Annotated in this window: 25 protein-coding genes; 17 read left to right on the top strand and 8 right to left on the bottom strand. The window is 62.5% G+C overall.

The features are described 5' to 3' along the window. Entirely contained in the window at window positions 1-702 is a 702-nt protein-coding gene (locus tag AC1DUY_RS02605) for a phosphoadenylyl-sulfate reductase (protein ID WP_478112040.1), read from the bottom strand. 231 nt (window positions 703-933) lie between these two features. Here AC1DUY_RS02605 and cysD point away from each other — a divergent pair, with 231 nt between their 5' ends. The 14 genes from cysD to AC1DUY_RS02535 all read left to right on the top strand — a co-directional run bounded on the left by cysD (window position 934) and on the right by AC1DUY_RS02535 (window position 18,286). After that, the gene (cysD, locus tag AC1DUY_RS02600) at window positions 934-1,773 is read left to right on the top strand and encodes a sulfate adenylyltransferase subunit CysD (protein ID WP_068731681.1); all 840 of its coding nucleotides are present in this window, start codon (window positions 934-936) and stop codon (window positions 1,771-1,773) included. Window positions 1,774-1,783: 10 nt separating this feature from the next. Further along, entirely contained in the window at window positions 1,784-3,706 is a 1,923-nt protein-coding gene (gene cysC, locus AC1DUY_RS02595) for an adenylyl-sulfate kinase (RefSeq protein ID WP_478112037.1), read from the top strand. Window positions 3,707-4,181: 475 nt separating this feature from the next. Further along, window positions 4,182-5,969, top strand: coding sequence for a NirA family protein (locus AC1DUY_RS02590; protein WP_478112035.1), 1,788 nt, complete (start codon window positions 4,182-4,184; stop codon window positions 5,967-5,969). Next, the gene (locus AC1DUY_RS02585) at window positions 5,966-7,573 is read left to right on the top strand and encodes a sulfite reductase subunit alpha (RefSeq protein WP_478112033.1); all 1,608 of its coding nucleotides are present in this window, start codon (window positions 5,966-5,968) and stop codon (window positions 7,571-7,573) included. The genes AC1DUY_RS02590 and AC1DUY_RS02585 overlap by 4 nt, the downstream gene beginning before the upstream one ends. Before the next feature lie 438 nt (window positions 7,574-8,011). Then, window positions 8,012-9,109 carry an ABC transporter substrate-binding protein gene (locus AC1DUY_RS02580; RefSeq protein ID WP_068731688.1) on the top strand — a complete coding sequence of 366 codons (1,098 nt, stop codon included), beginning with the start codon at window positions 8,012-8,014 and terminating at the stop codon, window positions 9,107-9,109. After that, entirely contained in the window at window positions 9,087-10,127 is a 1,041-nt protein-coding gene (locus AC1DUY_RS02575) for an ABC transporter permease (RefSeq protein ID WP_478112031.1), read from the top strand. Before AC1DUY_RS02580 ends, AC1DUY_RS02575 begins: the two co-directional genes overlap by 23 nt. Then, the gene (locus tag AC1DUY_RS02570) at window positions 10,121-10,912 is read left to right on the top strand and encodes an ABC transporter ATP-binding protein (RefSeq protein ID WP_478112029.1); all 792 of its coding nucleotides are present in this window, start codon (window positions 10,121-10,123) and stop codon (window positions 10,910-10,912) included. The genes AC1DUY_RS02575 and AC1DUY_RS02570 overlap by 7 nt, the downstream gene beginning before the upstream one ends. A gap of 116 nt (window positions 10,913-11,028) precedes the next feature. Then, the gene (locus AC1DUY_RS02565; RefSeq protein WP_478112027.1) at window positions 11,029-11,985 is read left to right on the top strand and encodes an ABC transporter substrate-binding protein; all 957 of its coding nucleotides are present in this window, start codon (window positions 11,029-11,031) and stop codon (window positions 11,983-11,985) included. Window positions 11,986-12,010: 25 nt separating this feature from the next. Beyond that, window positions 12,011-12,877 (top strand): ABC transporter permease, encoded by an 867-nt coding sequence (locus AC1DUY_RS02560; RefSeq protein WP_478112416.1) that lies wholly within the window; start codon window positions 12,011-12,013, stop codon window positions 12,875-12,877. Continuing rightward, window positions 12,870-13,676: an ABC transporter ATP-binding protein gene (locus AC1DUY_RS02555; RefSeq protein WP_478112025.1), complete on the top strand. Its 807-nt coding sequence runs from the start codon at window positions 12,870-12,872 to the stop codon at window positions 13,674-13,676. Before AC1DUY_RS02560 ends, AC1DUY_RS02555 begins: the two co-directional genes overlap by 8 nt. 168 nt (window positions 13,677-13,844) lie before the next feature. Beyond that, on the top strand, window positions 13,845-14,987 hold the full coding sequence (locus AC1DUY_RS02550) for an acyl-CoA dehydrogenase family protein (RefSeq protein ID WP_478112023.1): 1,143 nt from the start codon (window positions 13,845-13,847) through the stop codon (window positions 14,985-14,987). A 25-nt stretch (window positions 14,988-15,012) separates the two neighbouring features. Next, window positions 15,013-16,107, top strand: a complete 1,095-nt coding sequence (locus AC1DUY_RS02545) for an LLM class flavin-dependent oxidoreductase (RefSeq protein WP_478112021.1) — start codon at window positions 15,013-15,015, stop codon at window positions 16,105-16,107. Then, a complete protein-coding gene (locus tag AC1DUY_RS02540; RefSeq protein WP_478112019.1) occupies window positions 16,104-17,048 on the top strand; it encodes an ABC transporter substrate-binding protein in 945 nt (314 codons plus the stop codon). The genes AC1DUY_RS02545 and AC1DUY_RS02540 overlap by 4 nt, the downstream gene beginning before the upstream one ends. 197 nt (window positions 17,049-17,245) lie before the next feature. Next, window positions 17,246-18,286, top strand: a complete 1,041-nt coding sequence (locus AC1DUY_RS02535; RefSeq protein ID WP_093758599.1) for an aliphatic amidase — start codon at window positions 17,246-17,248, stop codon at window positions 18,284-18,286. A 128-nt stretch (window positions 18,287-18,414) separates the two neighbouring features. Here the strand turns inward: AC1DUY_RS02535 and AC1DUY_RS02530 are convergent, their stop codons facing one another. From AC1DUY_RS02530 to pxpB, 3 genes are read right to left on the bottom strand one after another with little or no spacing between them, the layout of a single operon-like run. Beyond that, window positions 18,415-19,185, bottom strand: coding sequence for a LamB/YcsF family protein (locus AC1DUY_RS02530; protein WP_309948961.1), 771 nt, complete (start codon window positions 19,183-19,185; stop codon window positions 18,415-18,417). 31 nt (window positions 19,186-19,216) lie between these two features. Beyond that, a complete protein-coding gene (locus tag AC1DUY_RS02525; protein ID WP_478112016.1) occupies window positions 19,217-20,263 on the bottom strand; it encodes a 5-oxoprolinase subunit C family protein in 1,047 nt (348 codons plus the stop codon). Continuing rightward, window positions 20,260-20,991 carry a 5-oxoprolinase subunit PxpB gene (gene pxpB / locus AC1DUY_RS02520; RefSeq protein ID WP_478112014.1) on the bottom strand — a complete coding sequence of 244 codons (732 nt, stop codon included), beginning with the start codon at window positions 20,989-20,991 and terminating at the stop codon, window positions 20,260-20,262. The genes AC1DUY_RS02525 and pxpB overlap by 4 nt, the downstream gene beginning before the upstream one ends. A gap of 252 nt (window positions 20,992-21,243) precedes the next feature. Here pxpB and AC1DUY_RS02515 point away from each other — a divergent pair, with 252 nt between their 5' ends. Then, a complete protein-coding gene (locus AC1DUY_RS02515) occupies window positions 21,244-21,942 on the top strand; it encodes a ribonuclease activity regulator RraA (protein ID WP_089264363.1) in 699 nt (232 codons plus the stop codon). Window positions 21,943-22,080: 138 nt separating this feature from the next. Then, window positions 22,081-22,485 (top strand): (R)-mandelonitrile lyase, encoded by a 405-nt coding sequence (locus AC1DUY_RS02510; RefSeq protein WP_309948965.1) that lies wholly within the window; start codon window positions 22,081-22,083, stop codon window positions 22,483-22,485. Between the two features lie 41 nt (window positions 22,486-22,526). Here the strand turns inward: AC1DUY_RS02510 and AC1DUY_RS02505 are convergent, their stop codons facing one another. Then, entirely contained in the window at window positions 22,527-22,991 is a 465-nt protein-coding gene (locus AC1DUY_RS02505; RefSeq protein WP_309948968.1) for an Lrp/AsnC family transcriptional regulator, read from the bottom strand. A 156-nt stretch (window positions 22,992-23,147) separates the two neighbouring features. Between AC1DUY_RS02505 and AC1DUY_RS02500 the strand changes: the two genes are divergently transcribed. Continuing rightward, complete coding sequence (locus tag AC1DUY_RS02500) at window positions 23,148-24,161, top strand: 1-aminocyclopropane-1-carboxylate deaminase (RefSeq protein WP_068731723.1); 1,014 nt, start codon at window positions 23,148-23,150, stop codon at window positions 24,159-24,161. Between the two features lie 54 nt (window positions 24,162-24,215). Here the strand turns inward: AC1DUY_RS02500 and AC1DUY_RS02495 are convergent, their stop codons facing one another. From AC1DUY_RS02495 to AC1DUY_RS02485, 3 genes are all read right to left on the bottom strand, one after another. Next, window positions 24,216-25,010, bottom strand: coding sequence for a transporter substrate-binding domain-containing protein (locus AC1DUY_RS02495; RefSeq protein ID WP_309948969.1), 795 nt, complete (start codon window positions 25,008-25,010; stop codon window positions 24,216-24,218). A 109-nt stretch (window positions 25,011-25,119) separates the two neighbouring features. Next, on the bottom strand, window positions 25,120-25,878 hold the full coding sequence (locus AC1DUY_RS02490) for a DUF2147 domain-containing protein (protein ID WP_120289775.1): 759 nt from the start codon (window positions 25,876-25,878) through the stop codon (window positions 25,120-25,122). 218 nt (window positions 25,879-26,096) lie between these two features. Then, window positions 26,097-26,582, bottom strand: coding sequence for a hypothetical protein (locus AC1DUY_RS02485; RefSeq protein ID WP_478112009.1), 486 nt, complete (start codon window positions 26,580-26,582; stop codon window positions 26,097-26,099). Window positions 26,583-26,623 lie beyond the last annotated feature (41 nt).

Here is a 26,623-nt window from a genome sequence, read left to right as displayed (position 1 = left end):
TCAGTTCGCCGGCTTGTGGATGCCGCATTCCGTTTTGGCGCGGCCGCGCCAGCGGCCCGCGCGCGGGTCTTCGCCGGGCGCCGTGCGGGTCGTGCAGGGCATGCAGCCGACCGACGCAAATCCTGAGGCCACAAGCGGATGTGGCGGCAGCTTCGCCGATGCGTAGATCAGCCCTATCTCGTCCGGCGTGACATTAGCGAACGGATTGAATTTCAGTTTCCCGCCATCGGTTTCAACAACAGGAATGGCCGCGCGCGACGCACCCTGAAATCGCTTGCGGCCGTTGATCCACGCGCTGAACGGCGTCAGTGCCTGCGCCAGCGGCTCGACCTTCCGGATCCGGCAGCAGGTGTCGGGATCGGACGACCACAAGTCCCCATCGCTGTCGTGAGCGGCAAGCGCTTCCGCTGCGGGACGGATCGTTCGGACGTCGCGCAGGCCCAGCGTCAGGATCAATTGGTCGCGATAGGCGAGCGTCTCTTCGAACAACCAGCCGGTGTCGAGAAACAGCACGGGGATGGCGGGATCGACATCGGCCATCACCTTCAGCAGTGCCGCGGACTCCGTGCCAAACGACGATACCAGCGCGAGTCCATCGCGGCCCGCGACATCAAGTGCCGCGGCAATCACCTCGGCAGGCGAGGCGGATTGCAGCGCTTGATCGTATTGGACAGCACTTGCGACGGCTCCGGGCGACAACATCTCGAACTCCTCAACACATCCAGCTTGACTGGAATAAGATTCTATATATCAGTTGTTTGTCGCCACTTAATAGAAAAATATTCTTTCTATTTGAGAAGCGCAGTTTAGATTTTTTGACCCCATAAATCGAGTTCCAGAGATGCACTTTCTCCGAGCGTATCCGCTTCGTGAGCAACGGCGAATCTCACGGCGGTTTTGAGGCCTTAAGTCGGAAGACTTCGGAGAAGGCATATGACGTCGACCAATCTCGAACGCGTCCGATCGGACGTGGTATCGATGGACCACCTCGATCAACTGGAAGCGCAGAGCATCTACATCCTGCGCGAGGGCTTCGCCCGGCTGAAGAAGCTGGCCCTGCTGTGGTCGCTCGGCAAGGACTCCAACGTCATGATCTGGCTGGCGCGCAAGGCGTTCTTCGGCCACGTGCCGTTCCCCGCGCTGCATGTCGATACCGGCAAGAAGTTTCCGGAGATGTACGCATTCCGCGATCACTATTCGAAGGAGTGGGGACTCGACCTCACCGTCGAATATTGCCCGTCGATCGATAGTGTTGATCCGACACTGCCGCCAGCGGCGCGTTCCGCAGCGCGCAAGACCGAAGGTCTCAAACTTGCGCTGGCGAAGCACGGCTTCGACGGATTGATCGCCGGCATTCGGCGGGACGAAGAGGCGACCCGCGCCAAGGAGCGTGTGTTCTCGCCGCGCGGCGTCGAGGGCGGATGGGACGTGCGCGACCAGCCACCGGAATTCTGGGACCAGTTCAACGCGTCGCCGCCGCCCGGTGCGCATCTGCGCATTCATCCGATCCTGCATTGGACCGAAGCCGACATCTGGGCCTACACGGCGCGCGAAAACATCCCGATCATCCCGCTCTATCTGGCCAAAGACGGTAAGCGCTACCGCTCGCTGGGTGATGCCGACATCACCAATCCCGTCGCATCCACCGCCAGCACGATTGCCGAAATCCTGGTCGAGCTCGACGGCACCACGATTCCCGAGCGCGCCGGCCGCGCACTCGATCACGAGACCGAAGACGCCTTCGAGCGACTGCGCGTCGCGGGCTATCTGTAGAGGTGATGCCATGACCAAGATCGTCAATCCGACCTCGCTCGGAATGCCCAACGGCACCACGCGCCCGCAACTGCGCATCGTCATCGTCGGCCATGTGGATCATGGCAAGTCGACGCTGGTCGGTCGCCTGCTGCATGAGACCGGCGGCTTGCCGGATGGCAAGCTGGAGATGCTGAAAGCGGTGAGCGCCCGGCGCGGCATGCCGTTCGAATGGTCGTTCCTGCTCGATGCGCTGCAGACCGAGCGCGACCAGGGCATCACCATTGATACCACGCAGATCCGGTTCCGCACCAAATTGCGTGACGTCATTCTGATCGACGCGCCCGGCCACGCCGAGTTTCTGCGTAACATGATCACCGGTGCATCGCAGGCCGATGGCGCCGTGCTGATTGTCGATGCGCTGGAAGGGGTGCGCGATCAGACCCGACGCCATGCCTATCTGCTGCATCTGCTGGGCGTGAAGCAGGTCGCCGTCGTCGTCAACAAGATGGACCGCGTCGATTTCAGCGCCGCGCGCTTTCAGGCGATCAGCGACGAAATTTCGGCGCATCTCATCGAACTCGGCGTCACACCCGCTGCGGTGATTCCGATTTCGGCGCGGGATGGCGATGGTGTGGCCACCCATACCGACCGTATCGGCTGGTATCGCGGGCCGACGGTCGTGGGGGCGCTCGATGCGCTGAAGCCGGCACTCGCGCTTGATGAATTGCCGCTGCGGCTACCTGTACAGGCGATCTACAAGTTCGACGACCGGCGCATCGTGGCCGGGCGTATCGAGGCCGGTCATCTGGCTGTCGGCGACGACGTGGTGATCATGCCCGCCGGCAAGCGGGCGAAGATCAAGAGCGTGGAGCGCTGGTCGGCGACGCCGCTGGAAGGCGAGCACGGGGCAGGGCGATCCGTCGGTATCACGCTCGACCGCGAACTGTTCGTCGAGCGCGGCGACGTGATCGCGCATGCTGGCGCGGTGCCATCGGATACACGACGACTGCGGGCGCGGATTTTCTGGCTGCACGACCAGCCGCTGACAGCGGGATCGTCGATCCTGGTGCGGCTCGGCGTGCGCGAAGTGCGCGGCCGTGTGGTCGCGATCGAGAAGGCGATCGATCCCGGCGAACTGGCCAGTGTCGAGACCAAACAGATCGCCCGCAATCACGTCGGCGAAATCGAGATCGCACTGTCGCAACCGGTCGCCGCCGATCGCTATGTCGACAATCCGCGCACCGGACGTCTCGTGATCGAGGTCGGCGGCCGGATCGCCGGTGGCGGTCTCGTGCTGTCCATCGATGCTGCCCAAGGCGTCGTGTCATCGGACATCGTGCCGGTGCAGTCGGCACTGCAGCCTGAGGAACGTTCGGCGCGCTATCGCCATCAAGGCGCAGTTGTGTGGTTCACGGGATTGCCGGGATCGGGCAAGTCGACGCTGGCGCGGGCGCTGGAGCACCGCCTGTTCGCCAAAGGCGGTTCGCCGATCCTGCTCGACGGCGACACGCTGCGCGCCGGACTCAATCGCGACCTCGGCTTCTCCGCCGCCGATCGCAGCGAGAATGTCCGGCGACTGGCGGAGATGGCCGGCCATCTCGCCCGCAACGGTCATATTGCCATCGTTGCGGCTGTCTCACCCTCGCGCGGCGACCGCGCCGAGGCCCGCAGCGCGGTCGATACCGCATTTCGCGAGATCTATGTCGCGACGCCGGCGGAGATCTGCGAGCAGCGCGATCCCAAGGGGCATTACGCCAAGGCCCGCGCGGGCGACCTGCCGGGCTTCACCGGTATCGCCAACGACTATCAGGCGCCGGAGACGGTCGAGCTGCGGATCGACACGTCGACGATCGATGTGGGTCGCGCGATAGATGGCATCGAGGACATGCTGCGGCAGACGCAAGTGCTGGACGACGGAGCCGCTAATCTGGCGGCGTTCGAGGCGGTCTAACGGCTTAGGCCCGCGCTCACTTTTGCACCTCATGATGAGGTCAAGGAAAGCTGGTTCGCCAGCTTTCCTCTTACCGAGGCGGCAATCCGAAAGGCCACGAGCCCAGTCTGGATGGCTTCGTCGAGCGGGCCCTTCGCAACGATAGCTGCCATTGACGTTCCCGCCGTCTAATTATTGAGCGTGCGGTGCACAAACGCTGGCACCGAACGGGCGGGTTCCGCCCGACCTCGACCTCAATCCCCTGATTTCTTGACGTTTTTCCTCCGAGGACGATCTGGCACGAGACTTGAATGTCTCTAGTCAACCGGCGTTCGCTGATGCCCGCCGGCCAGTTCAGATGGATTTCCGCAGCAACGAGGCTGATCGGATCGCTTCCAGAATTCAAGCCGGCGCGACGCGCTGACCTGAGCCTGTGCGGTCCGCGATCCTTATCCCCGTTGAAGCCACGCTGTGGCCCGCAGGAGCTTCGTCCCGCATGAAAATTGAAACGCTCTCCATCGACTTTACTGACGAACAGAAGCGCTACCTTGAAGGCTTTTCGACAGGGCTGCAGATCAGCCGTGTCGGCAAGGGTCTCGGCGGCGGCGCGTCAGCCAAGGCCAATGCGGAGCCGACCGGACCGGATGCGCCGCATATCAAGGCGCAGGATCGCACCATCGCCTCGGGCAAGAAGCTGGTCGAGCAGGAGAAATGGAAGCGCGAGGAACATCCTTTTGACGCCTATCCGCGGCTGCGCGATCAGGCCGCGATCGATGCGCGGCCATCGCCGGCCGACAATTTTCGCTGGCGCTATTACGGCATCTTCTATGTGGGTCCGACGCAGGACTCCTATATGTGCCGGCTTCGGATCCCGAACGGCATCATGAAGCACTGGCAGCTTGCAGGTCTTGCCGATCTCAGTGACGAGCTCTGCGGTCCGTTCTCCAATGTGACCACGCGCGCCAATCTGCAGGTGCGCGAGATTCCGCCGAAACATGCCGTGAAGCTGATCGAGGGTATCCAGGATCTCGGTCTGTGCTCACGTGGCTCCGGGGCTGACAACATCCGCAACGTCACGGGCACGCCGACCGCGGGCATCGACCCGCAGGAACTGCTGGACACGCGGCCCTATGCGCGCGAGTGGCACTATCACATTCTCAACGACCGCACGCTGACCGGCCTGCCGCGCAAATTCAACGTCGCCTTCGACGGCGCCGGCAAGATCGCCGTGCTGGAGGACACCAACGACATCGCCTTCCAGGCCGTCGAAGTGAAAGATGGTTTCGGCGTCGCGCCCGGCGTCTGGTTCAAGCTCGGCATCGGCGGCATTACCGGTCACAAGGATTTCGCCACCGATACCGGCATCATCGTGAGACCGGAGGACTCCACCAAGGTGTCCGACGCCATCGTGCGCGTTTTCATCGATCTCGGCGACCGCACCAACCGGCTTAAAGCGCGGCTGAAATACGTAATCGACGGCATGGGCATGGAGAAGTTCCTGACCATCGTCGAGGAGAAGCTCGGCGCGCCGTTTACCCGCGTTCCGGCGGACGCGCTGCTGCCCCGCCCAAGCTTCGACCGCACGGCGCATATCGGAGTGCACCGACAGAAGCAGGATGGTCTGAATTGGATTGGCGTCGTGTTGCCGCTGGGCAAGGTGACGACCGATCAGATGCGGGGGCTTTCGAAGATTGCGGCCGATCTCGGCGACGGCGATATCCGCCTGACAGTGTGGCAGAACCTGCTCATCCCCGGCGTGAAAGACGCGAATGTCGCGCTGGCGACTGCGGCCATCGAAGCCCTCGGCCTTGCCATCAAGACCACCGAGATTCGCGCCGGCCTGATCGCCTGCACAGGCCGAGCTGGTTGCAAATTCGGCAATGCGGATACCAAACGCACGGCAACGAACATCGCCGAATGGTGCGATACGCGCGTCGAGGTCGATACGCCGATCAACATCCATCTCACCGGCTGCCATCATTCCTGCGCGCAGCATTACATCAGCGACATCGGCATGATCGGCGCGCGCGTGGCGCTGGACGATAGCGACGACACCGTGGACGGCTTCCATATCTTCACCGGCGGCGGCTTCGGCCCGCAGGCCGATGTCGGGCAGGAGGTTTATCAGAACGTGAAGTCCGAGGACGCACCTGTCGTCGTCGAGCGGCTGCTGAAAGCCTATCTCGCCCACCGGGCGTCGCCGGACGAGACCTTCCTAACATTCTCGCGCCGTCACGACGCGGCTTCGTTGCGTAAGCTCGCTGATGAACAGGTGTCCGCATGAACCAGATGACGCCGCCGCCCAAACTCGAGATCATTCCTGCGTCTGCGCCGTTCTCGGAAGCACAACGTTCCTGGCTGAACGGCTTCTTCGCCGGCCTGCTGTCCGATGCGTCGGCGACGCCGCTCTCTGCAGAGCAGGGCGCCGCGATCATGGAAGAGGACGACGGTGCGCCGTGGCATGACCAAACCATGCCGATCGCCGATCGCATGAAGCTCGCCGAAGGCAAGCCGGTTCGTCGCAAGATGATGGCGGCGATGGCGCAGCAGGACTGCGGCCAGTGCGGCTATAACTGCAACGACTATTCCGACGCGATCGCCTCCAAGGCCGAAGCGCGGCTGAATCTCTGCGTGCCGGGCGGCAAGGAGACCGCGCGGATGCTGAAGTCGCTCTATGAAGAGCTCGATAAGGCGCCGGCGGGTGCAGCGCCCGCGGCAGCAGCGACGCCTGCTGCTGCGGAGCCGGCCGAAGTTGCTGCGCCGGATCCGTCGACGCTCGGCCGCTCGCGCGACAATCCCGCACCCGCCGTGTTTCTTGGCCGCCGCCTGCTCAATGGCAAAGGCTCCGAAAAGGAGACCTGGCATATCGATTTCGATCTGTCGGGCTGCGGCCTCGATTACGTGGTCGGCGACAGTTTCGGCATCTTTGCGTCGAACGATCTCGGTCACGTCGACCAGATCATCGCTCTGCTCGGCGCGTCGCATACGACGGAGGTGCGTGGCAAGACGCTACGTGAGGTGCTGCAATACGACGTCTCGCTGGCCCCGGCACCGGACTCGCTGTTCGAGCTGATGTCCTATCTCACCGGCGGGGCACAGCGCGCCAAGGCACGCGCATTGGCGCAGGGGGAAGACCCAGATGGCGATGCGGCAACGCTCGACGTGATGGCTGCGCTGCAGAAATTCTCCAGCGTGCGTCCGCATCCGGAAGCTTTCATCGAGGCGCTGGAGCCACTACAGCCGCGGCTCTACTCGATCTCGTCATCGCACAACGCCACGCCGGGCAAACTGTCGCTGACGGTTGATATCGTTCGCTACATGGTAGGCAAGCGTAAGCGCCACGGTCTGGCCTCGAGCTTCCTCGCCGATCGCATCCAGCCCGGCGACGAACTCAAGGTCTATGTCCAGAAGGCGCATGGTTTCGCGCTGCCGGAAAATCCGGAGACGCCGATTATCATGGTGGGGCCGGGCACCGGCATCGCGCCGTTCAGGGCGTTCCTGCACGACCGCAAGGCCACCAAGGCGCCGGGCAAGAACTGGCTGTTCTTCGGCCATCAGCGCAGCGCCTCGGATTTCTTCTATGCCGACGAACTCAATGGCATGAAGACCGAAGGCTTTCTCACACGGTTATCGCTCGCCTGGTCGCGCGACGCCGGCGAAAAGTTCTACGTGCAGGATCGCATGCGCGAGGTCGGCCGTGACGTCTGGACGTGGCTCGCCGAAGGCGCCCATGTCTATGTCTGCGGCGATGCCAAGCGCATGGCCAAGGATGTGGAGCGGGCACTGGTCGATATCGCCGCCCAGCATGGCGCGCGTTCGACTGATGAAGCGGTGATGTTCGTCAGTGAGCTGAAGAAGAAGGGGCGGTTTCAGCTCGACGTATATTGATATCTCTAGCCCTCATCCTGAGGAGCCCGCCGTTAGCGGGCGTCTCGAAGGATGGCCGCAGACTCGGAGCGCCGGCATCTCATGGTTCGAGACGGCGCTTCGCGCCTCCTCACCATGAGGGGAGCGCGCGTTTGCGAGAGAACTGTTTTGCTTCAACTGCGTCATCAGTAGAACGCTTCCTCAGCGATAAATTGCGTTCTCTCCCGGCGCTGCTCTCATTGGAGATAATCTCTCCATCCTGCGCGACATTCAAAATTCCATTTTATTGACCGAAGCCGCCGCGCTGCGCATCCTCGTACCATTGAAATCACAGGGGCGGGAGTCGTCGGACTCTCACGGCTGAGCTTCCACTCAACACATTGACCATCGCATCAGCGCGAGCCGCAACACCATGCGTTGCGGCCATGGGCAGCGCTGTGCCGATCGCAAGGAGACCAGATGTCGAACGATGATCACAACCGCAAGCCGCTGATGGATCGCCGGTCGCTGTTGCGCGGCGGCGCTGCAGCCGCATTGGCGGCGCCACTGGGCGTATGGGGCGCGCAGGCGTTTCCGTTCCGGCAGGCGTCACCCATCGATTTTTCCGAATTTCCGATCTGCAGGACCGCATCGGAGGCGCCCGCGCTCACCGGTGCACCGCGCAAATTGAAGCTCTCCTGGAATGCCGGCGCGGTCTGCCTTGCGCCGCTGCCGGTCGCCATCGATCACGGCTTCTTCCAGAAGCAGAACCTCGATGTCGAGCTGGTCAATTACAGCGGCTCGACGGACCAGCTTCTCGAAGCCATTGCCACCGGGAAATCCGATGCGGGCCTGGGTATGGCGCTGCGCTGGCTGAAGCCGCTGGAGCAGGGCTTTGACGTCAAGATCGTTGCTGGCACTCATGGCGGCTGCCTGCGCGCGCTGGCACCGGCGAAGTCGGAGGTGAAGAGCGTTGCGGATTTCAAGGGCAAGACCATCGCCGTCGGCGATATGGCCGGGCCCGACAAGAACTTCTTCTCGATCCAGCTCGCGAAAGCCGGACTCAATCCGGACAAGGACGTCGAGTGGCGGCAATATCCCGGCAACCTGGTGCGGCTCGCCGTGGAGAAGGGCGAAGCACAGATCGGGCTCGCCTCCGATCCGCTGGCCTATCTCTGGCTCAAGGACGGCGAGCTGAAGGAAGTCGGCTCCAACCTCGATGGCCCCTACAAGGATATCAGTTGCTGCATCGTCGGCGTGCGCGGCAGCCTGCTGCGCGACGATCCACTGGTCGCGCGCGGCCTGACGCAGGCGCTGCTCGATGCGGCGATGTTCGCGTCGCAGAATCCGGAGAAGGCTGCGAAGTCGTTCCAGCCCTATGCGCCGAAGAATGCGACGATCGAAGATCTGCTGGGCATGGTGAAGTATCACACCCATCATCACCATCCCGTCGGCGATGCGCTGAAGCGCGAGCTGAAATCCTACGCCGACGATCTCAAGACGGTTTCGGTGTTCAAACCGAGCACCGACACCACCAAATTCGCGGAGCGCATCTATGCCGACGTATTCCGCGTCTGAGATCGCACCGCTTGGCGGTGACCGCGAGACCGCGCTCATTGCTGGCGATGGCGGACTTCAATTCGTCAGCAAGCTTTGTTTCAGCATCACGGGGATCGGGGCAGGGCTTGCGTGGCTGGCTTTCGGCCTGTCGTGCCTGCGATGGCCAGATATCGGCGACTGGCCACGCACCGAGGCTGTAGCCTATACGGCATTCGCGATTGCTGGCGGCATCGCGATTGCGACCACGGCGCAGGCGGCGCTCGGCAAATTCGGCGAGGGCGTGCAGCGGCGCGCGCCCTGGCTGTTTGCCTTGGGAGCGTTCCTGACGCTGTGGGAGCTTGCGACGGCAAAATTCGGCTGGCTGCCGCTGCCGTTCTTTCCGCCACCGCAGTCCATCGTCGAGGTCTATACCGACGACCTGCCGAAACTGCTCGACAGCGCCTTCGCCTCGGTGAAGCTGCAGCTTGGCGGCTACTTCATCGGCGCGGTCGTAGGCTTCCTCACCGGCGTCTCCATCGGCTGGTCGCGGCTCGCGGGCTACTGGGTGCATCCAATCCTGCGCTTCATCGGACCGTTGCCGGCGACGGCCTGGCTGCCGATTGCGTTCTTCACGTTCCCGTCAGCCTGGAGCGCCAGCACATTCCTGATCGCGCTGGCCACCGGCTTTCCGGTGACAGTGCTGACCTGGTCGGGCGTGGCCAGCGTCAGCACCGCCTATTACGATGTCGCGCGAACGCTCGGCGCCAAGCCGTCTTTCCTGGTGACCAAGGTCGCAATCCCCGCGGCACTCCCGCATGTGTTTGTTGGTCTGTTCATGGGGCTCGGCGCATCCTTCGCGGTGCTGGTCGTGGCCGAGATGATCGGTGTCAAGGCGGGCCTTGGCTTCTATCTGCAATGGGCGCAGGGCTGGGCGTCCTACAACAACATGTATGCGGCGCTGATCGTGATGTCGTTGCTGTGCTCGGGCGCGATCACGCTGCTGTTCAAGGTGCGTGACCGACTGCTGGTCTGGCAGAAGGGTGTCGTCAAATGGTAGCGCTGGCAAAACCGTTTCAGCCCGCAGCGACCGGCGCGTCGCTGGATGTCGAAGGCGTCAGCCATGCCTTCGATATCGATGGCAACGTGCTGCCGGTGCTCGACGATGTCAGCATCAGCGTTGCGCCCGGCGAGTTTGTCGCGCTGCTTGGCCCCTCCGGTTGCGGCAAGTCCACGTTGCTGCGATTGGTGGCGGGTCTCGAGCCGCCGCGTGCCGGCACGCTGGATGAGGATGGTGTCGCCATCACCGGCCCTTACCCGTCCCGCGTTGTCGTGTTTCAGGACCCGACGCTGTTTCCGTGGCGGACGGTGTGGGACAATGTCGCGCTCGGGCTGGAAGCGCAGGGCTTACTCAAGACGCAGCGTCACCGCGTCGATGCGGCGATCGATCTCGTCGGCCTCGGAGCCTTCAGGAAGGCTTATCCGCATCAGCTCTCGGGCGGCATGGCACAGCGTGTCGCGCTTGCAAGGGCGTTGGTCAACGATCCGCGCATCCTCGTGCTGGATGAGCCGCTCGGCAAACTGGATTCGCTGACGCGCATCACCATGCAGGCCGAACTGGTTTCGCTGTGGCAACGCAACGGCTTCACGGCACTGCTGGTAACCCATGACGTGGAGGAGGCATTGTTTCTCGCCAACCGCGTCATCGTGTTCAGCGATCGTCCCGCGCGGGTAACGGCGGATATCACGGTCGACCGGCCCTATCCGCGCCATCGCGGCGATCCGCATCTGGCCGAGCTGCGACGGCAGATCTTGGGGCTGCTCGGGCTGGACGCGACGTGGTGAGCTCCTCGCGACTATGGTCCGTTGCGGGCGAGGGCATGCTCTACCGATAGCTGTATACGAGGCACGGTTATTGCATTCCTTTTGAGCTGACACACGGTTCAGCCTGAGGGAATGACATGTACAGCACCAACCGACGTGATTTCATCCGCCTGACGGCCATTGCCGCGGCGCTGTCCACGACCAGCATCAAGGCCTTCGCCGCTGAACGCGTGGTCAAGATCGGAACGCTGAAGCTCATTCACGGCGTCACGCCGTATTTCTACGAGAAATTCGCGCCTGATGGCGTCAAGTTCGAGGTGATCCCGTTTGAAACCCCGACCGACGGCAAGAACGCCGTCGTGACCGGCACTGTCGATTTCGGCATCTTCGGTTTTGCCGCGGCGACGCTCGGCGGCGCCAATGGCGAGCCGATCGTGGTGATCGCGTCTGCCTGCAATCGTGGCATGGCGGTCGTCGCCAAGAAGGATTCCGGGATCAATACGATCAAGGACCTGAAGGGCAAGAAAGTCGCGATCCTGCCGGGCTCGACCCAGGAAGTCGTGATCCTCGATCGTCTCTCCGCCGAAGGCATGACAGTGAAGGACGTCGAGTCCGTGCGTCTGTCGTTCAGCGACATGGCGCCGGCGCTCGCCCGCGGCGACATCGACGCCTATGTGGGCGCCGAGCCCGGCCCGGGCATCAGCCTCGCCAATGGCGTCGGCCAGATCGTTGAATATCCCTACACCACGCCGACCGGTTCGCTGAACATGGTGCTGGCCACGCGCCGCGAACTGATCGAGAAAGATCCGGAACTGATCAAGGCGCTGCTCAAGACCCACCGCCTGGCCAGCGAATATGCCATGAAGGACCGCGAGGCCTTTATCGCCATCGCCATGCAGAAGCTCGGCCAGCAGAAGCCGTCGATCGAGAAGGCCGCACCGAATGTGGAGCTGACCTGGAATATCGACGACCAGTTCATGAAGCAGGCGGAATATTACGGCGGCCAGATGCTGGCCAAGAAGCAGATCCGACAGTTGCCGGACTACAAGACCTTCATCGACGCCAGCTTCGTGAAGGCGCTGGCGGCTACGTGAGCGCGTCGTGAGCCTGCAAAGCACGATGGACGATACGTCCAACAGCGTACAGCTTGCGCCGGCAGCGGAGACCCCGCCGGTGCTTGCGGCCGGCAAGCGCGGGCAGGGCGTGCAGCGGGCGCGCACAGTTGCGCTCGCGCTGATCGTGCCGGTCTGCCTGATGGTGATTTGGGACGTCATGGTGCGCTGGACCGGCACGCGACTGGTGCCGTCGCCCTATGGGGTCGCCGTGATGATGTGGGATTTCGCTTTCGGCGGAATCTATGACGACGCCTACAGCGCCAGCCTGCCGATCCATTTCTGGAAGAGCGTGCAACGCGTCTATGGCGGCTTTCTCTGTGCGGCGGCGATCGGCATTCCGCTCGGGCTGATGATCGGGCGCATGCCGTTGCTGCGCAAATTGCTTGATCCGACGCTGTCGTTGCTGCGACCGATCCCGGTGACGGCATGGCTGCCGTTGTCGATGATCTTCTTCGGCCTCGGTCCGCGTGCGGCGATCTTCCTGGTGTTTCTCGGCGCGTTCTTTCCGATCCTGCTCAATACGGTGTTCGGCGTACGCTCCGTCGATATCAGGTTGTTCGAAGCCGCGGAGATGCTCGGCTGCAGCGGCGCACAGCAGTTCCGTTCCGTCGTCTTACCGGCAGCGTTGCCGAGCATCTTCAACGGGCTTCGTCTCGGTGCGGGTTTTGCGTGGATCCTGATCGTCGTCGGCGAGATGACCGGCGTGCCCGAAGGGCTCGGCGCCGTCATCATGGATGGCCGCACGCTGTCGCGCACCGATCTCGTGATCACCGGCATGATCATCATCGGCATCACCGGCTTCGTGTCGGATCGCATCCTGCTGATGCTCAGCAACTACTTCCTTCGCTGGAGCCCACAGCATCATGCTTGATCGACCAACCACAATTGCGCCTGATATCCTCGAGGTCAGCGACGTCGGGAAAATCTATCGGGCCTCCAACGGCCCGGTTGAAGCGCTGCGCAGTGTCAATCTCACCATCCGCAAGGGCGAGTTCGTTTGCCTGCTCGGCGCGTCCGGTTGCGGCAAGTCCACCTTGCTGCGCATCGTCGCCGGCTTTGAGACGGCGACGATGGGTTCCGTGACCATGTATGGCTTTCCCGTCGACAAGCCGGGCCCGGATCGCGGCATGGTGTTTCAGGATTACGCGCTGTTTCCGTGGCTGACGGTGCGCGACAATATTGGCTTCGGCCCCAAACATCGCCGTCTCGCCACCAAACTCGTGAGCGAGCTCACCGACAAGTTCATGGCGATGGTCGGATTGACCGCCTTCGCCGATCGCTATCCGCACCAGCTCTCCGGCGGCATGAAACAGCGCGTTGCTATCGCGCGTGTGCTCAGCAACGACACCGACGTGCTGCTGATGGACGAGCCGTTCGGCGCGCTGGATGCGCTGACGCGCAGCAAGCTGCAGGAGGAACTCGTCGAGATCTGGCGCACCACCGGCCTCACGGTGATTTTCGTGACGCATTCGGTCGAGGAAGCCGTGATGCTGGCGGATCGCGTCATCGTGATGTCGGCGGGGCCGGGCCGGATCGATTGCGAAATCGAGGTCGATCTGCCGCGTCCGCGCGATGTCGCATCGCCGGAGTTCAACGCGTTGCGGCGCGAGGTCACGCAGAAGCTCACGAGCCATATCGCCGGCAGTCGGGGCAAGGCGGCAGATTCCTGAATCGGGCTTCAAAATCGCGCGAATAAAATTCTCGCTTGAGGTCGTTGGGGAGGATTTTCACCTGTAGGTCTGAGACCCATCAGTCCCGCTGTCGTTATTTCCGGATACCGCTTGTAACCCCTGCCGAACGGCATTCTCTAGGGTCAGAGAAGCCGAAAGCAATACGATATGGACGCGGTTCCCAGCGTTATCGACAGAGTTAATTTGCTCGTTCCGGGCTTTGCGGAACGTGCGTCGTCGCATGATCGTGCGGCAAGTTTTCCATTCGAGAATTTTCAGGAACTGTCCGAGGCGGGCCTGCTGGCGCTACCGGTGCCAAAGGTGCTGGGCGGCGCGGGCGCCGGGGTGCGCGAGGCTGCGCGCGTCGTGAACGCGGTCGGCAAGGCCGATGCCGCGACCGCGCTTGTATTGGCGATGCACTATATCCACCATCTGGTCATCACGCGGAATGGCAACTGGCCTGCGCATCTGGCGCAGCGCGTGTCGCGCGACGCCGTGAATGGTCTGGCGCTGATCAACGCATTGCGCGTGGAGCCCGATCAGGGATCGCCATCGCGGGGCGGTCTGCCTCAAACCACCGCGAAGCGCACGGCCGAAGGCTGGCGCATGACCGGCCGCAAGATCTATTCGACCGGTGCGCCGATCCTCAAATGGTACACTGTATGGGCGAAGACGGACGAGCCCGACGTACGGGTCGGCGTCTTTCTGGTGCCGGCGGGTCTGCCGGGCACCGAGATCGTCGAGACCTGGGATCACCTCGGTCTGCGCGCCAGCGGCAGCCACGACGTCGTGTTCGACGACGTGCTCATTCCGCTCGACCATGAAGTGGATCTGCGCCGTCCCAGTGATTGGGGTGCGCCGGATGTGTCGCAGGCGACCATCCAGGCTGTGCTGGTGGGCACCGTCTATGACGGCGTTGCACGCGCTGCTCGCGACTGGCTGATCGACTTTCTCAAGACCCGCACGCCATCGAGCCTCGGCGCGCCGCTGGCGACGCTGCCGCGAGCGCAGGAGATTGCCGGCGGTATCGAGGTGAAGCTCGCGGTTAATGCGCGCCTGCTCGACACTTTCGCACGGGACATCGATGACGGTGTTACGCTGACGCCGGTCGAAGCCAACATCCTCAAGCTCACCGTCACCAATAATGCCGTGGCTGTCGTCGAGGACGCGCTGTCGCTGACCAGCAATCACGGACTGACCCGCGCCAATCCGCTGGAGCGGCATTATCGCGATGTGTTGTGTAGCCGCGTGCACACGCCGCAGGACGACAGCACCAAGATTTCCGCCGGCCGCATCGCGCTCGGCATCTGAACAACAGCAGGAAGTGGAGAGCACCATGTCCGTCGAATTCATTGGTTTCATCACCAACAATGACGCATCCGAGACCCGGGTCCGCTCCGGTCCGATCCTCGATCCCGCCTATATCGAAACCGTCGCGAAGGCGCATGAGCTCGCTGGGTTCGACCGCGCGCTGCTCGCCTTCCATTCGACCTCGCCGGACGGCCTGCAGGTCGCCCAGCATGCGCTCGGCGTCACCGAAAAGCTGAAGGTGATGATCGCGCAGCGTCCGGGTTTCACCGCACCGACGGTGCTGGCGCGCCAGCTCGCCACCATCGAGAATTTCCACCATGGCCGCGTCTCGCTGCATGTCATCACCGGCGGCAATGCCAAGGAGCTGCGGCAGGACGGCAATACGCTCGACGACAAGGACGAGCGTTACGCCCGCACCAGCGAATGGCTCGACATCATCAAGCAGGAATGGACGAGCGAGAAACCATTCGACTATGCCGGCAAATACTATCAGGTCGAGGGTGGGTTCTCGCAGGTGAAGCCGACGGTCCCGATCCATGTCTTCGTCGGCGGCGCGTCGGATGCGGCCATCGACGTGTCGGGCAAGCATGCCGACACCTTTGCGCTGTGGGGTGAATCATATGCGCAAGTCCGCGACGTCACCGGCCGCGTGCGGGCCGCTGCTGCCAAGTATGGTCGTCCGGCGCCGCGCTTCAGCCTGTCGGTGCGCCCGATCATCGCCGACACCGAGGAGAAAGCCTGGGCCAAGGCCGACGACATTCTCGCCCGCGCCACCGCGCTGCAGGACAAGACCGGCTATCGCAGGCCTGCCGATGGCCACGCCACCGCCGGTGCGAAGCGTCTGCTGGCGCTGGCTGAACAGGGCACCCGCATCGACAAGCGGCTGTGGACCGAGATGGCGGCGCTCACCGGCGCGAACAGCAACACCACTGCGCTGGTCGGAACGCCCGAGCAGGTCGCCGAAGTGTTCGCCGACTATTACGATCTTGGCGTCAGCCATTTCCTGATCCGCGGATTCGATCCCCTGATCGACGCCATCGATTACGGCCGCGAATTGATCCCACGCACCCGCGAACTGATTGCCGCGCGTGACGCCGCCAAGGGAGTTGTCGCAGCATGAAACGGCTTGTTCTCGCCGCCGGCCTGATCCTCGCGGCGTTTGCCACTTCCGCCCACGCCGAGACCACGCTGATCGTCGGCGACCAGAAGGGCAATGCGCGCGCCGTGATGGAAGCATCCGGCGTGCTGAAGGACGTGCCTTACAAGATCGAGTGGAAGGAGTTCGCGGCGGCAGCGCCGCTGCTGGAGGCGCTCGGTGCGGGCGCGCTCGATAGCGGGCTGGTCGGCGATGCGCCCTTTACGTTTGCCGCGGCGGCCAATGTGCCGGTCAAGGCAATCGGCGCGATCCGGCAGACCGGCGACGGTCTCGCCGTGCTGGTACCGAAGGACTCGACGATCAAGAGCTTCGACGATCTGAAGGGCAAGAAGATCGCCACCGGCCGCGGCTCGATCGGGCATCAGCTCATTCTCGCCGCGCTGGAACAAAAGGGCTGGACGGCGAGCGATGTGCAGATCGTGTTCCTCGCTCCRTCGGATGCCAAGGTCGCTTATACCCGCGGCTCAGTCGATGCGTGGTCGACCTGGGAGCCTTACGTGAGTCAGGAAGAGGTGCTGTTCCAGTCGCGCGTCCTGCTCAATGCCGAGGGCCTGACATCGGGGCTGAGCTTTGTCGTGGCGACGCCGAATGCGATCCGCGACAAGCATGCCGAGCTTGAGGACTATCTCCGCCGTCTCACCGCAGCCCGCGCCTGGGCGCTGAAGAACGCGGAGGCCTACGCGCAGACCTGGGGCAAGCTGATGAACGTGGCGCCGTCGGTGCCGCTGAACTGGCTGACACGCGCAAAAATCCGCATTGCACCGATCGACGATGGCGTCGCCGCGGATGAGCAGAAGACCATCGATCTCTATTTGCGCAGCGGACTGATCAAGCAGAAGCTCGATGCCAATGCGATTGTAGATCGGTCGTTCAACGATGCCATCGGGAAGGGTGCGGGGTTGTAGTCGAGCCTCCTCAGACTCCGACGTCATACGCGGGCTTGACCCGCGTATCCATCTTAGCGACGGAAGATGGATGGCCGGGTCAGGCCCGGCCATGACAACGTTCTTGATTGGCGTCGCAGAACAGACATCCGTAAATCCACGTATTCCCGGTCTCCCTCCGTCGGCCCACCATCGCCCGGCAACGGAGACCAGCGCAGATGCATCACGGCGATATTTCATCCAGCAAGGACGCGGTCGGCGTCGCCGTCGTGAATTACAAGATGCCGCGGCTTCACACGAAGGCCGAGGTGCTCGCCAATGCGCAGAAGATCGCCGATATGATCGTCGGCATGAAGATCGGTCTGCCCGGCATGGATCTGGTGGTGTTCCCGGAATATTCGACCCAGGGCATCATGTACGACTCCAAGGAAATGTACGAGACCGCCTCGATCGTACCCGGCGAGGAAACCGAGATTTTCGCGGAGGCCTGCCGCAAGGCCAAGGTCTGGGGCGTGTTCTCGCTGACCGGCGAGCGGCACGAGCAGCATCCGCACAAGGCGCCGTACAACACGCTGATCCTGATGAACGACAAGGGCGAGATCGTTCAGAAATATCGCAAAATCATGCCATGGGTGCCCATTGAAGGCTGGTATCCCGGCAATTGCACTTATGTGTCGGAGGGGCCGAAGGGACTGAAGATCTCGCTGATCATCTGCGACGACGGCAACTATCCCGAGATCTGGCGCGATTGCGCCATGAAGGGCGCCGAATTGATCGTGCGCTGTCAGGGCTACATGTATCCCGCCAAGGATCAGCAGGTGCTGATGGCCAAGGCGATGGCCTGGGCCAACAATACTTATGTTGCCGTTGCCAATGCCTCAGGCTTCGACGGCGTCTATTCGTATTTCGGCCATTCGGCGATCATCGGTTTCGATGGCCGCACGCTCGGCGAATGCGGCGAGGAAGATTACGGCATTCAATATGCGGCACTGTCGAAATCATTGATCCGCGACGCGCGACGCACCGGGCAGTCGGAGAACCATCTCTTCAAGCTCTTGCATCGCGGCTACACCGGCACGATCAATTCCGGCGAAAGCAACAAAGGCGTCGCGGCGTGTCCGTTCGATTTCTACGCGAACTGGGTCAACAATCCCGACAAGGCGCGGGAGAATGTCGAGGCCTTCACGCGGCCGACGGTCGGTGTCGAGGAATGTCCGATCGAGGGACTGCCACATGAGGGGATGTTGAACGATCGGTAGCCCCAACCTCGTCATTCCGGGGCGGCCGCGCACCTTGCGCGGGCGAACCCGGAATCTGGAAGTGATGAACATGTCGGGATTCCGGGTTCGCGTGCGAAGATGCACGCGCCCCGGAATGACGAGTGGGCTTAAAGCGCCGTCTTGAACGGCGCCACATCGATCCCCGCCGCCTTCAGCCCATCTCGTACATGGCGGCCAAGTTCGACGGCTCCCGGCGTGTCCCCGTGAATACACACGGTGTCCATCTTCATCTTGATCACCTTGCCGGTGATCGAGATGACTTCGCCGGTCTGTGCCATCTTCACCACACGATCAGCAACCATCACCGGATCATGCAGCACCGCACCGGGCTTCTTGCGCGAGACGAGATTGCCGTTGTCCTCATAGGCGCGGTCGGCGAACACTTCATGTGCCAGAGGGAGTCCGGCGGCTTCGCCTGCGGTCACGAGCTTGGAATTCGCCAGCACCACGAAGGTCAGATTTCGGTCGACCGCCTTGATGCCGGCGGCGATGGCGCGGGCAGTCATGTCGTCCTCGCAGGCGACGTTGGAGATCGCGCCATGGGCCTTCACATGGGTGACCTTGTAGCCTTCCATGGCGGCGATCGCCTGCAAGGCGCCGATCTGGTACGCGATCAGGTTCTCGATCTCGAGTGCGGTGAGACCAACGATAGGCCGGCGGCCGAAACCGTGCAGGTCGCGATAGCCGGGATGCGCGCCGATCTTGACGTTGCGCGCCTTGGCGAGCTGCACCGTCTTGCGCATCACATCGGCATCGCCGGCATGATAGCCGCAGGCGATGTTCACGGAGGACGCGAGGTCGATCATCGCGGCGTCGTTGCCCATCTCCCACATGCCGAAGCTTTCGCCGAGGTCGCAGTTCAGATCGATGGTCGCCATGGTCGTGCTCTTTCGTGAGTAGGATTCGAAATCAGTCTTGTGCGTCTGCCGTCTGCGGTGCCTGCCACGTGTTGTCATCGGTTGCACTGACGGCGACACCAGCGACATTGGACGACAGCAGCGCCTTGATGTCCAACATCAGGATGTTGGAATCATGGACACGGCCGGGCAGGCTCTGCAGCAGTTCGGCGAAGGCGCGGTATTCCGCCTGCGCCTCGGCCATGGTGATGGCTTTAAAGCGGAAAGCGCGGCCCGGCTGGGTCTGGCCGAACCGGCCGAGATCCGTCGAGATCACGGTCGCGATTTTCGGATAGCCGCCTGACGTCCCGCGGTCCGGCATCAGCACGATGGGTTGGCCGTTGCCGGGTACCTGGATCGAGCCGTTCACGGTGCCGTCGGAAACGATGTTGTGCCCGTGCAGATGTTTGATGACGGGGCCTTCAAGGCGATAGCCCATACGGTCGCTGGTCGCCGAGATCTTCCACTCGCTGCTGAGGAACAATTCTTTGGCGTCACCGAATTCATCGTCTTGTGGTCCAAGCACCACGCGGATCGGACCTTCGGCCGGCGCAGGCAACTCGATGCGCTTCTCGTTGGCGCTGCTCGCAGCCGCCACCAGCAATTCGTCACCGGCCTGCAGCGGGCGCGGATAGGGACTGCCGAGACCGGCGCGGGCGTTCACGGCCAGGCTGCCGAACATCGGCTCGCCGCGCACGCCGCCTTCGATCGCGAGATAGCCGAAGGTGCCGGCGCGGGCGACGCCGAGATTGAGGCTCTCGCCATCGGCCAGCGTGACGGATGTATTGACGTTGAAGGGCGTGCCCGCGATATCGGCCGGCCGCGTCGCGCCGGTGAGTGCAACACGCACGGCGCCGCCTTTGGCGGTGAAGACTGAATTGAGCGGGCCGAGTTCGATGGTGGCTGCGAACAGCGTGTTGCCGAGCAGGGCATTGGCGGCGGCCATCGCCAGTCGATCGACGGCGCCCGATGGCACCAGGCCATAGCGCTGCGCGCCGAAGCGACCGACATCCTGCACCGACGTGCCGGGACTGACTGATGTGACGATGAGCTTGCTCATGACGCGATCAGCTCCGCGACGAATGCGCCAGCTGCGGCGGCGCGTTCCTGTTCGGCAAAGGTCTTCTCATCGACAGCCGCGAAGGTGATGGCGTCGCCGGGTTCAAGCAGGAAGATGGGATCGCGGCCGAGCTGATAGGTGCGCACGGCGGTCCGTCCGAGCAGATGCCAGCCACTGGGGCCGGCAAGGCATTGCACGCCGGTCTGGATGCCGCCGATGGAGATCGTGCCGGGCGGCGTCAGCAGCCGGGGATTCTGTCGGCGTGACATCTGCATCGAGCTCGGCAGCCCGCTGAGATAGGACCAGCCCGGCGTGAAACCGATCATCGCCACCTTGTAGTCGCCGCCCACATGGCGCGCGACCACTTCGTCCGGCGTGATGTTGAGCGCCTTCGCGACGTCTTCGAGATCGATGCCGTTCTCGCCGCCATAGGCGACCGGGATGCGCCAGCGTCGGGCCGCCTTGGCCTCGGGTAGCGGCTGCAGTGCCAGTTCGGTCAGTTTCTCGCCCAGCGCATCGAAGCCAATCTGCAAGGGATCGTAATGCACCAGCAGGGAGCGATAGGTCGGCACGGTTTCGGCGACGGCAGCAAGGCCGGCCGACGCGACGAGTTTGTCGAGCGCCAGCACCCGGCGGTTGGCTTCCTCGTCGATGGTGCGGCTGAATTCGACGGTGATGGCAGCATCGCCACTGGGGAGGATGCGGGGCGGGGAGAGAGCTGCGACCATGGCCTCACAACGTCAGTATTGGACAATCATGCATAGCGCGTTTTACCAGCGAGTGGAATTCGCAATCTGAAAATAGCCGTGCATCTTCAATAAATTAATACGCATGTTGGCGATAAGCCGTACTGATCGCAGAGGTTTCATCACATTGCATGGCGCTTTGAAGCAGCAGCCCTTGACGCGCTGGCATTCCACCGCAAGATGCGCCGCCGTAAGCCCAACGTCCTGCACCCTCTGACCTGAAGAGCCCTGCGTATGTCCCTGACACCCGAAGCCATTGCCACCCTGTCGAAGGTCACCACCGCGACCATCACCACCGTTCTCCTGAAGAAGGGCCTGCGCAATGTCTGGCTGCGCGGCGCCAAGCCGCTGCGCCCGGGTCAGCCCCGTCTCGTCGGTCCGGCCTTTACCCTCCGTTTTGTGCCGGCGCGCGAGGATCTCGCCACCCCGGAATCGTGGTCGTCGCCGATCTCGACCCGCACCGCCATTGAAGCGATGCCGGAAGGCTGTATCGCCGTGGTTGACGCCATGGGCATCACCGATGCCGGCATCTTCGGCGACATCCTCTGCGCCCGTATGCAGAAGCGCGGCGTCGCTGCACTGATCACCGACGGCGTGGTGCGTGACATCGAAGGCGTGCTCGGCACCAATCTGCCGGTCTGGTGCGACGGCTATGCCGCTCCGCCGTCAGTTGCCGGCCTGACCTTTGTCGGCTGGGGTGAACCGATCGGCTGCGGCGGCGTTGCCATTTTCCCGGACGACGTCATCGTCGCCGACCAGGACGGCGCTGTCGTGATCCCGAAGGCCTTCCTCGATCTCATCCTCGCCGAAGGCGCAGAGCAGGAGCGCATGGAAGCCTGGATCGTCAACGAGGTGAACAACGGCGCCACGCTGCCCGGCCTGTATCCGATGAATGCCGAGACCAAGGCGCGCTACGCCGCGTCGAAGAAGTAATCAACCAACTCAATACCCTCATCCTGAGGAGCGGCCGCTTGGCCGCGTCTCGAAGGGTGAGGGAGTGTTCATCCCTCATGGTTCGAGACGGCGCTGCGCGCCTCCTCGCCATGAGGGCCAGAGATTGGAGACCGTGCCATGAAGCTTTTTCCAGCAGGTTCGCGCCCGACCAAAAGGGCGCCAGAGGAATACTTCACGGGCACGGTCTGGCAGGATCCGGTCATTGTCGCGGAAGCGCCGGCGCGGCTTGTGACATTCCGCGTCAGCTTTGAGCCCGGCGCACGCACCGCCTGGCATACCCATCCGTTCGGGCAGACGCTCTATGTCATCGCGGGCGTCGGGCGCTTCCAGACCGAAGGTCAGCCAGTCGTCGAGATCAAGCCGGGCGACACCATCTGGATTCCGCCGGGCGAGAAGCATTGGCACGGCGCGGCGCCGACCACCGGCATGACCCATATCGCCATGCAGGAAGCGCTCGACGGCAAGACTGCGGACTGGATGGAAAAGGTCAGCGACGAACAATATGCGAAGCCGGTCGGCTAGGACGGCCAAGGCATCGCCGGGTGCGGGGACGAGCGCTGGGTTCAAAAGTCTAGCGGTGCATTGTCCACCACCTCTTTCATGACGAAAAAGGTCCGGGTCTGACGGACGCCGGGCAGTGCGATGAGCTGCGTGCCGTGGATACGATTAAAATCGGCCATGTCACCGACGCGGATTTTTAGAAAATAGTCGAAGTCGCCGGCGACCAGGTGGCAATCGAGAACGAATTTCAGTTTGGCCACCGCCTTTTCAAACACTGAAAAGCTTTCCGGCGTCGAGCGATCGAGCACGACACCGACCATGACCAGCGCGCCGCGGTTGACCTTCTCGGGCGCAATAATGGCGCGTGTATTCCTGATGTAGCCCTCGTCAAACAGCTGCTGCGTGCGGCGATGACAGGTGGCGGGACTGACATTCACCTTAGCCGCCAGATCGGCATTGCTCAGACGCCCGTCTTTCTGCAGCAAATGCAACATGCGAAGTCCGATTTTATCCAGATTTTCTGCCATGAAAGAATCTTCCGAATTTTTGGAATTTAATGCGTCTTACGTCCAGTTTAGATGGATATGGTACGATATATAGCAGAACACAACCATATCTTTGAAAGCACCTTCCGCACCGATAATGCTAGCTGTACCGCCAGTTTTCACGACAACAGGTGTCACATGCTCGAAGGCTTCGAACGCTATCCGCTCACCTTTGGACCCACCTATATCGAGAAGCTAGAGAAGCTCTCGGCCCATCTCGGCGGTAAGGTCGAACTCTACGCCAAGCGCGAGGACTGCAATTCCGGGCTGGCCTATGGCGGCAACAAGCTGCGCAAGCTCGAATACATCATCCCCGATGCCATCGCGTCGAACGCCGATACGCTGGTATCGATCGGCGGCGTGCAATCCAATCATACACGCATGGTTGCGGCCGTTGCGGCCAAGATCGGTATGAAGTGCCGGCTGGTGCAGGAGAGCTGGGTGCCGCATGAGGATGCCGTCTACGACCGTGTCGGCAATATCATGCTCAGCCGGATCATGGGCGCGGATGTGCAGCTCGTCGACGAAGGCTTTGACATCGGCATCCGCCATAGCTGGGAAGAGGCGATCGAGGATGTGAAGGCAAAGGGCGGCAAACCCTACGCCATTCCGGCCGGTGCCTCCGTGCACAAATTCGGTGGGCTCGGCTATGTCGGCTTTGCCGAAGAAGTCCGGGCGCAGGAGAAGGAACTCGGCTTCGCGTTCGACTACATCGTCGTTTGCACGGTTACAGGTTCTACCCATGCAGGCATGCTGGTAGGTTTCGCCAAGGACGATCGTCAGCGCAGGGTCATTGGTATCGACGCATCTTTCACACCGGCTCAGACCAAGGCGCAGGTACTTGAGATCGCGCAGAACACCGCCAAGCTGGTCAAATTAGGCAAAGACCTCGTCGAGGATGATGTGGTGCTGATCGAGGACTACGCCTATCCCGTCTATGGCGTGCCATCGGAAGAGACCAAGGACGCCATCCGTCTCTGCGCGCGCCTCGAGGGCATGATCACCGACCCTGTCTATGAAGGGAAATCGATGCAGGGCATGATCGACCTCGTGCAGAAGGGGTACTTCCCTGAAGGATCCAAGGTGCTCTATGCACATCTCGGCGGCGCGCCCGCGCTGAATGGATACGGTTACGCGTTCCGTAATGGCTAGAGGCCGTCACATCGCGTGCGCCGGCTTTGCGGCCGATGCGCCGATTACCTCCGGTCACTCGAACCAGCGGTTGACGGTCGCACGGAAACTGCCGTCTTCCTGCATGATGTGCAGCCACTGATCGACGAAGGCCTTCAGCGCCACATCGCGCTGGAGCCAATAGGCCTTCTCGGCAAAATCGAACGGCGTGTCGGGGTGCACAGCGCAGAGCACGCCGTGATGCAGCTTCTGCTGATAGCGGGTCTCTGACGCATCGGTCATCATCAGGTCGGCACGGCCTTGTGCGATCTCGTCGAAGATACGGGTATTGTCGTTGAAGACGGTGATCTCGGCTGACTTGATATGCGTCCGTGCAAAGCGCTCATTGGTGCCGCCCGGATTCACGATCACCTTGATACCAGGCCGATCAATCTCAGCGAGCGTGCCGAATTTCCCTGCATCGGTGCAGCGCGCGATCGGCGTCTTGCCCTCGCGCATGATCGGGATCGAGAACACACCCTTCTTCTGCCGGTCGAGGGTGATCGACACGCCGCCCATCACCATGTCGAACTGGTCTGCCGCAAAGTCCGCTGACAGTTTTGGCCAGCTGGTCTTCACATAGTCGACCTTGACGCCGAGTGCTTTTCCGAGCGCCTCTGCCATCTCGACGTCGAAGCCCTTGAACGATGTCGTGACAGGATCGAACGCGCTGAACGGCATGTAGTCGCCGGTCAATCCAACGCGGAGCGTCCCCCGGGCAATGATATCGTCGAGGCGGGACGGTGAGGGCGCAGGGGCCGGCGTCTGTGCATGCAAGGGCGCGGCAAGCAGCAGGCAGGCCGCAAGCCAGGCGGCGGTGATCCGGATCATGACGTCTCCCCGTTTGTATCGCGAAGCGCACTGTTCAGGGGCGCACCGCGTTACGATCAGCTTACAGGGGATGTTGGACCTTTCAATCGATGAGCAGCGTCGGCTGGGATCAGTTCACCCGCGTCCAGGTCTGTCCGCCGCAGAACATGCCGCCGAAGGCACAGCCCTGAACACGCAGCGTGTCGCTGCCCTTCAGAGCGATGGTCGATTCGTAGGTGCTGCCGCTGTTCGGATCGAAGATCTTTCCCGCCCATTTGTTGTTGCCGGGCTTCATGTTGATCAGCACTTTCTCCCCATTGGCCTCGGTTTTGGCATTCATCGAATAGCCGCACAGATTGGCGCCGCATTGTTCGATGCGAACCTTGCCTTCCTTCTTCTCGGTCATCCAGATGCCGAGCGGCGTTGCCGCCGCGGCAGGCGTAACCGGTGTGGGCGCATCCTGCTTGTTGACTGGATCTGTGGGCGGTGCGTTGGCGATGACCGTAGAGGGCGCAGATTTCTCGGCAGGCGCGGGAGCCGGGGCAGGCTGCGGGGCTACTGCGACGGATGGCGTGACAGGAGTCGCCGGAGCTGCCGCCTCCTTTGGGGCGACAACGGGCTTCTGCGTCTCCACAGGCTTGGCCGTCTGTTCGGATCGCGGAGTGTTGGGGGCCTGCTCGCGCGTCTCGCGGTCACGCTCGCGCTTGCTGCGCTTGGTGCCATATTCGTAGACGCCGGGAATGGACACCGAGATGCAGTCCGTCGAATTGCAGTCGCTTGGCGCTTCGATGGTAATGGTGCGGCCACCGATGTCGAATGAGTAGCTGTCGCCAGCCTGAGCGGCGGTGCTGGTCAGCAGGATGGCGGCGAGGGCGAAGAGCGGCTTCATGTGTCCTCCAAGGCGGTTGAAATCCTGCCCCTGAACAGCGCCGCGGATGCGCCTGAACACTGTGATCCGCGTCACTCAGGGGGAATTGCAATTGCTTTGGTGTGTGGCGCCGACTGAAGAAGTGGTTCAATCATGCGCCGGACATATGCCGTTTCAGGCAGCCTGACAGGCCCCAACGCCGCCACTGGACGGCGGCGTCGACTGAAGTCTGGCTTTCGTCAGTAGTCGCTGTAGCGCGAGACGTTGCTGCCCACGGTCATCTGGCTCTTCAGCGTCTCGAAACGATCGCGGGCGGCGCGCTCGCGCCCATCGATGAAATCGATGATTTCGTCACGCGGCATCGGGCCTGACGAAATCGGCCGTGAACTGCCGATGGTTTCATCGACGAAATACTGGCCGTCGTCGTCGCGGCGTGCGGTCCAGCGAAAGCGGATGGCATCGAGCGGACCTGGACCGAGACGAGAGTAACCATCGACCTCGAGGGCCTCTGGAACCGTGGAGGGCGACTCGTGTTCGACGAGCGGCGCTTCGGGTTCGGCGGCGACCATGACGGATACAGTCTCGGTGACCACGGTTTCAGTGACGACGGTAATCGAAGCGGGCTCGGCGTCGCCGTGTTCGGCCACTTGCGATTCCGCTTCCTTGCGGTCGAGAATGCTCGCAATGGCCGCGAGGGCGTGATCGGTCGGATCGTTCTGGGTCATCGAAATGCGCCTCCCCGTAATTACGCAACGTCCACATATCG

Source organism: Tardiphaga sp. P4_G1 (assembly GCF_056401215.1).
This window is presented reverse-complemented; position numbering and strand designations above follow the sequence as displayed.

Coding starts and splice junctions, on each gene's coding strand:
- AC1DUY_RS02560 (WP_478112416.1), top strand. CDS start 12,011: ATGGACGATACGTCCAACAGCGTACAGCTTGCGCCGGCAGCGGAGACC.
- AC1DUY_RS02535 (WP_093758599.1), top strand. CDS start 17,246: ATGCATCACGGCGATATTTCATCCAGCAAGGACGCGGTCGGCGTCGCC.
- AC1DUY_RS02565 (WP_478112027.1), top strand. CDS start 11,029: ATGTACAGCACCAACCGACGTGATTTCATCCGCCTGACGGCCATTGCC.
- AC1DUY_RS02525 (WP_478112016.1), bottom strand. CDS start 20,263: ATGAGCAAGCTCATCGTCACATCAGTCAGTCCCGGCACGTCGGTGCAG.
- AC1DUY_RS02515 (WP_089264363.1), top strand. CDS start 21,244: ATGTCCCTGACACCCGAAGCCATTGCCACCCTGTCGAAGGTCACCACC.
- AC1DUY_RS02495 (WP_309948969.1), bottom strand. CDS start 25,010: ATGATCCGGATCACCGCCGCCTGGCTTGCGGCCTGCCTGCTGCTTGCC.
- AC1DUY_RS02575 (WP_478112031.1), top strand. CDS start 9,087: ATGCCGACGTATTCCGCGTCTGAGATCGCACCGCTTGGCGGTGACCGC.
- cysC (WP_478112037.1), top strand. CDS start 1,784: ATGACCAAGATCGTCAATCCGACCTCGCTCGGAATGCCCAACGGCACC.
- AC1DUY_RS02585 (WP_478112033.1), top strand. CDS start 5,966: ATGAACCAGATGACGCCGCCGCCCAAACTCGAGATCATTCCTGCGTCT.
- AC1DUY_RS02555 (WP_478112025.1), top strand. CDS start 12,870: ATGCTTGATCGACCAACCACAATTGCGCCTGATATCCTCGAGGTCAGC.
- AC1DUY_RS02580 (WP_068731688.1), top strand. CDS start 8,012: ATGTCGAACGATGATCACAACCGCAAGCCGCTGATGGATCGCCGGTCG.
- AC1DUY_RS02530 (WP_309948961.1), bottom strand. CDS start 19,185: ATGGCGACCATCGATCTGAACTGCGACCTCGGCGAAAGCTTCGGCATG.
- AC1DUY_RS02505 (WP_309948968.1), bottom strand. CDS start 22,991: ATGGCAGAAAATCTGGATAAAATCGGACTTCGCATGTTGCATTTGCTG.
- pxpB (WP_478112014.1), bottom strand. CDS start 20,991: ATGGTCGCAGCTCTCTCCCCGCCCCGCATCCTCCCCAGTGGCGATGCT.
- AC1DUY_RS02545 (WP_478112021.1), top strand. CDS start 15,013: ATGTCCGTCGAATTCATTGGTTTCATCACCAACAATGACGCATCCGAG.
- cysD (WP_068731681.1), top strand. CDS start 934: ATGACGTCGACCAATCTCGAACGCGTCCGATCGGACGTGGTATCGATG.
- AC1DUY_RS02550 (WP_478112023.1), top strand. CDS start 13,845: ATGGACGCGGTTCCCAGCGTTATCGACAGAGTTAATTTGCTCGTTCCG.
- AC1DUY_RS02570 (WP_478112029.1), top strand. CDS start 10,121: ATGGTAGCGCTGGCAAAACCGTTTCAGCCCGCAGCGACCGGCGCGTCG.
- AC1DUY_RS02485 (WP_478112009.1), bottom strand. CDS start 26,582: ATGACCCAGAACGATCCGACCGATCACGCCCTCGCGGCCATTGCGAGC.
- AC1DUY_RS02590 (WP_478112035.1), top strand. CDS start 4,182: ATGAAAATTGAAACGCTCTCCATCGACTTTACTGACGAACAGAAGCGC.
- AC1DUY_RS02510 (WP_309948965.1), top strand. CDS start 22,081: ATGAAGCTTTTTCCAGCAGGTTCGCGCCCGACCAAAAGGGCGCCAGAG.
- AC1DUY_RS02490 (WP_120289775.1), bottom strand. CDS start 25,878: ATGAAGCCGCTCTTCGCCCTCGCCGCCATCCTGCTGACCAGCACCGCC.
- AC1DUY_RS02500 (WP_068731723.1), top strand. CDS start 23,148: ATGCTCGAAGGCTTCGAACGCTATCCGCTCACCTTTGGACCCACCTAT.
- AC1DUY_RS02605 (WP_478112040.1), bottom strand. CDS start 702: ATGTTGTCGCCCGGAGCCGTCGCAAGTGCTGTCCAATACGATCAAGCG.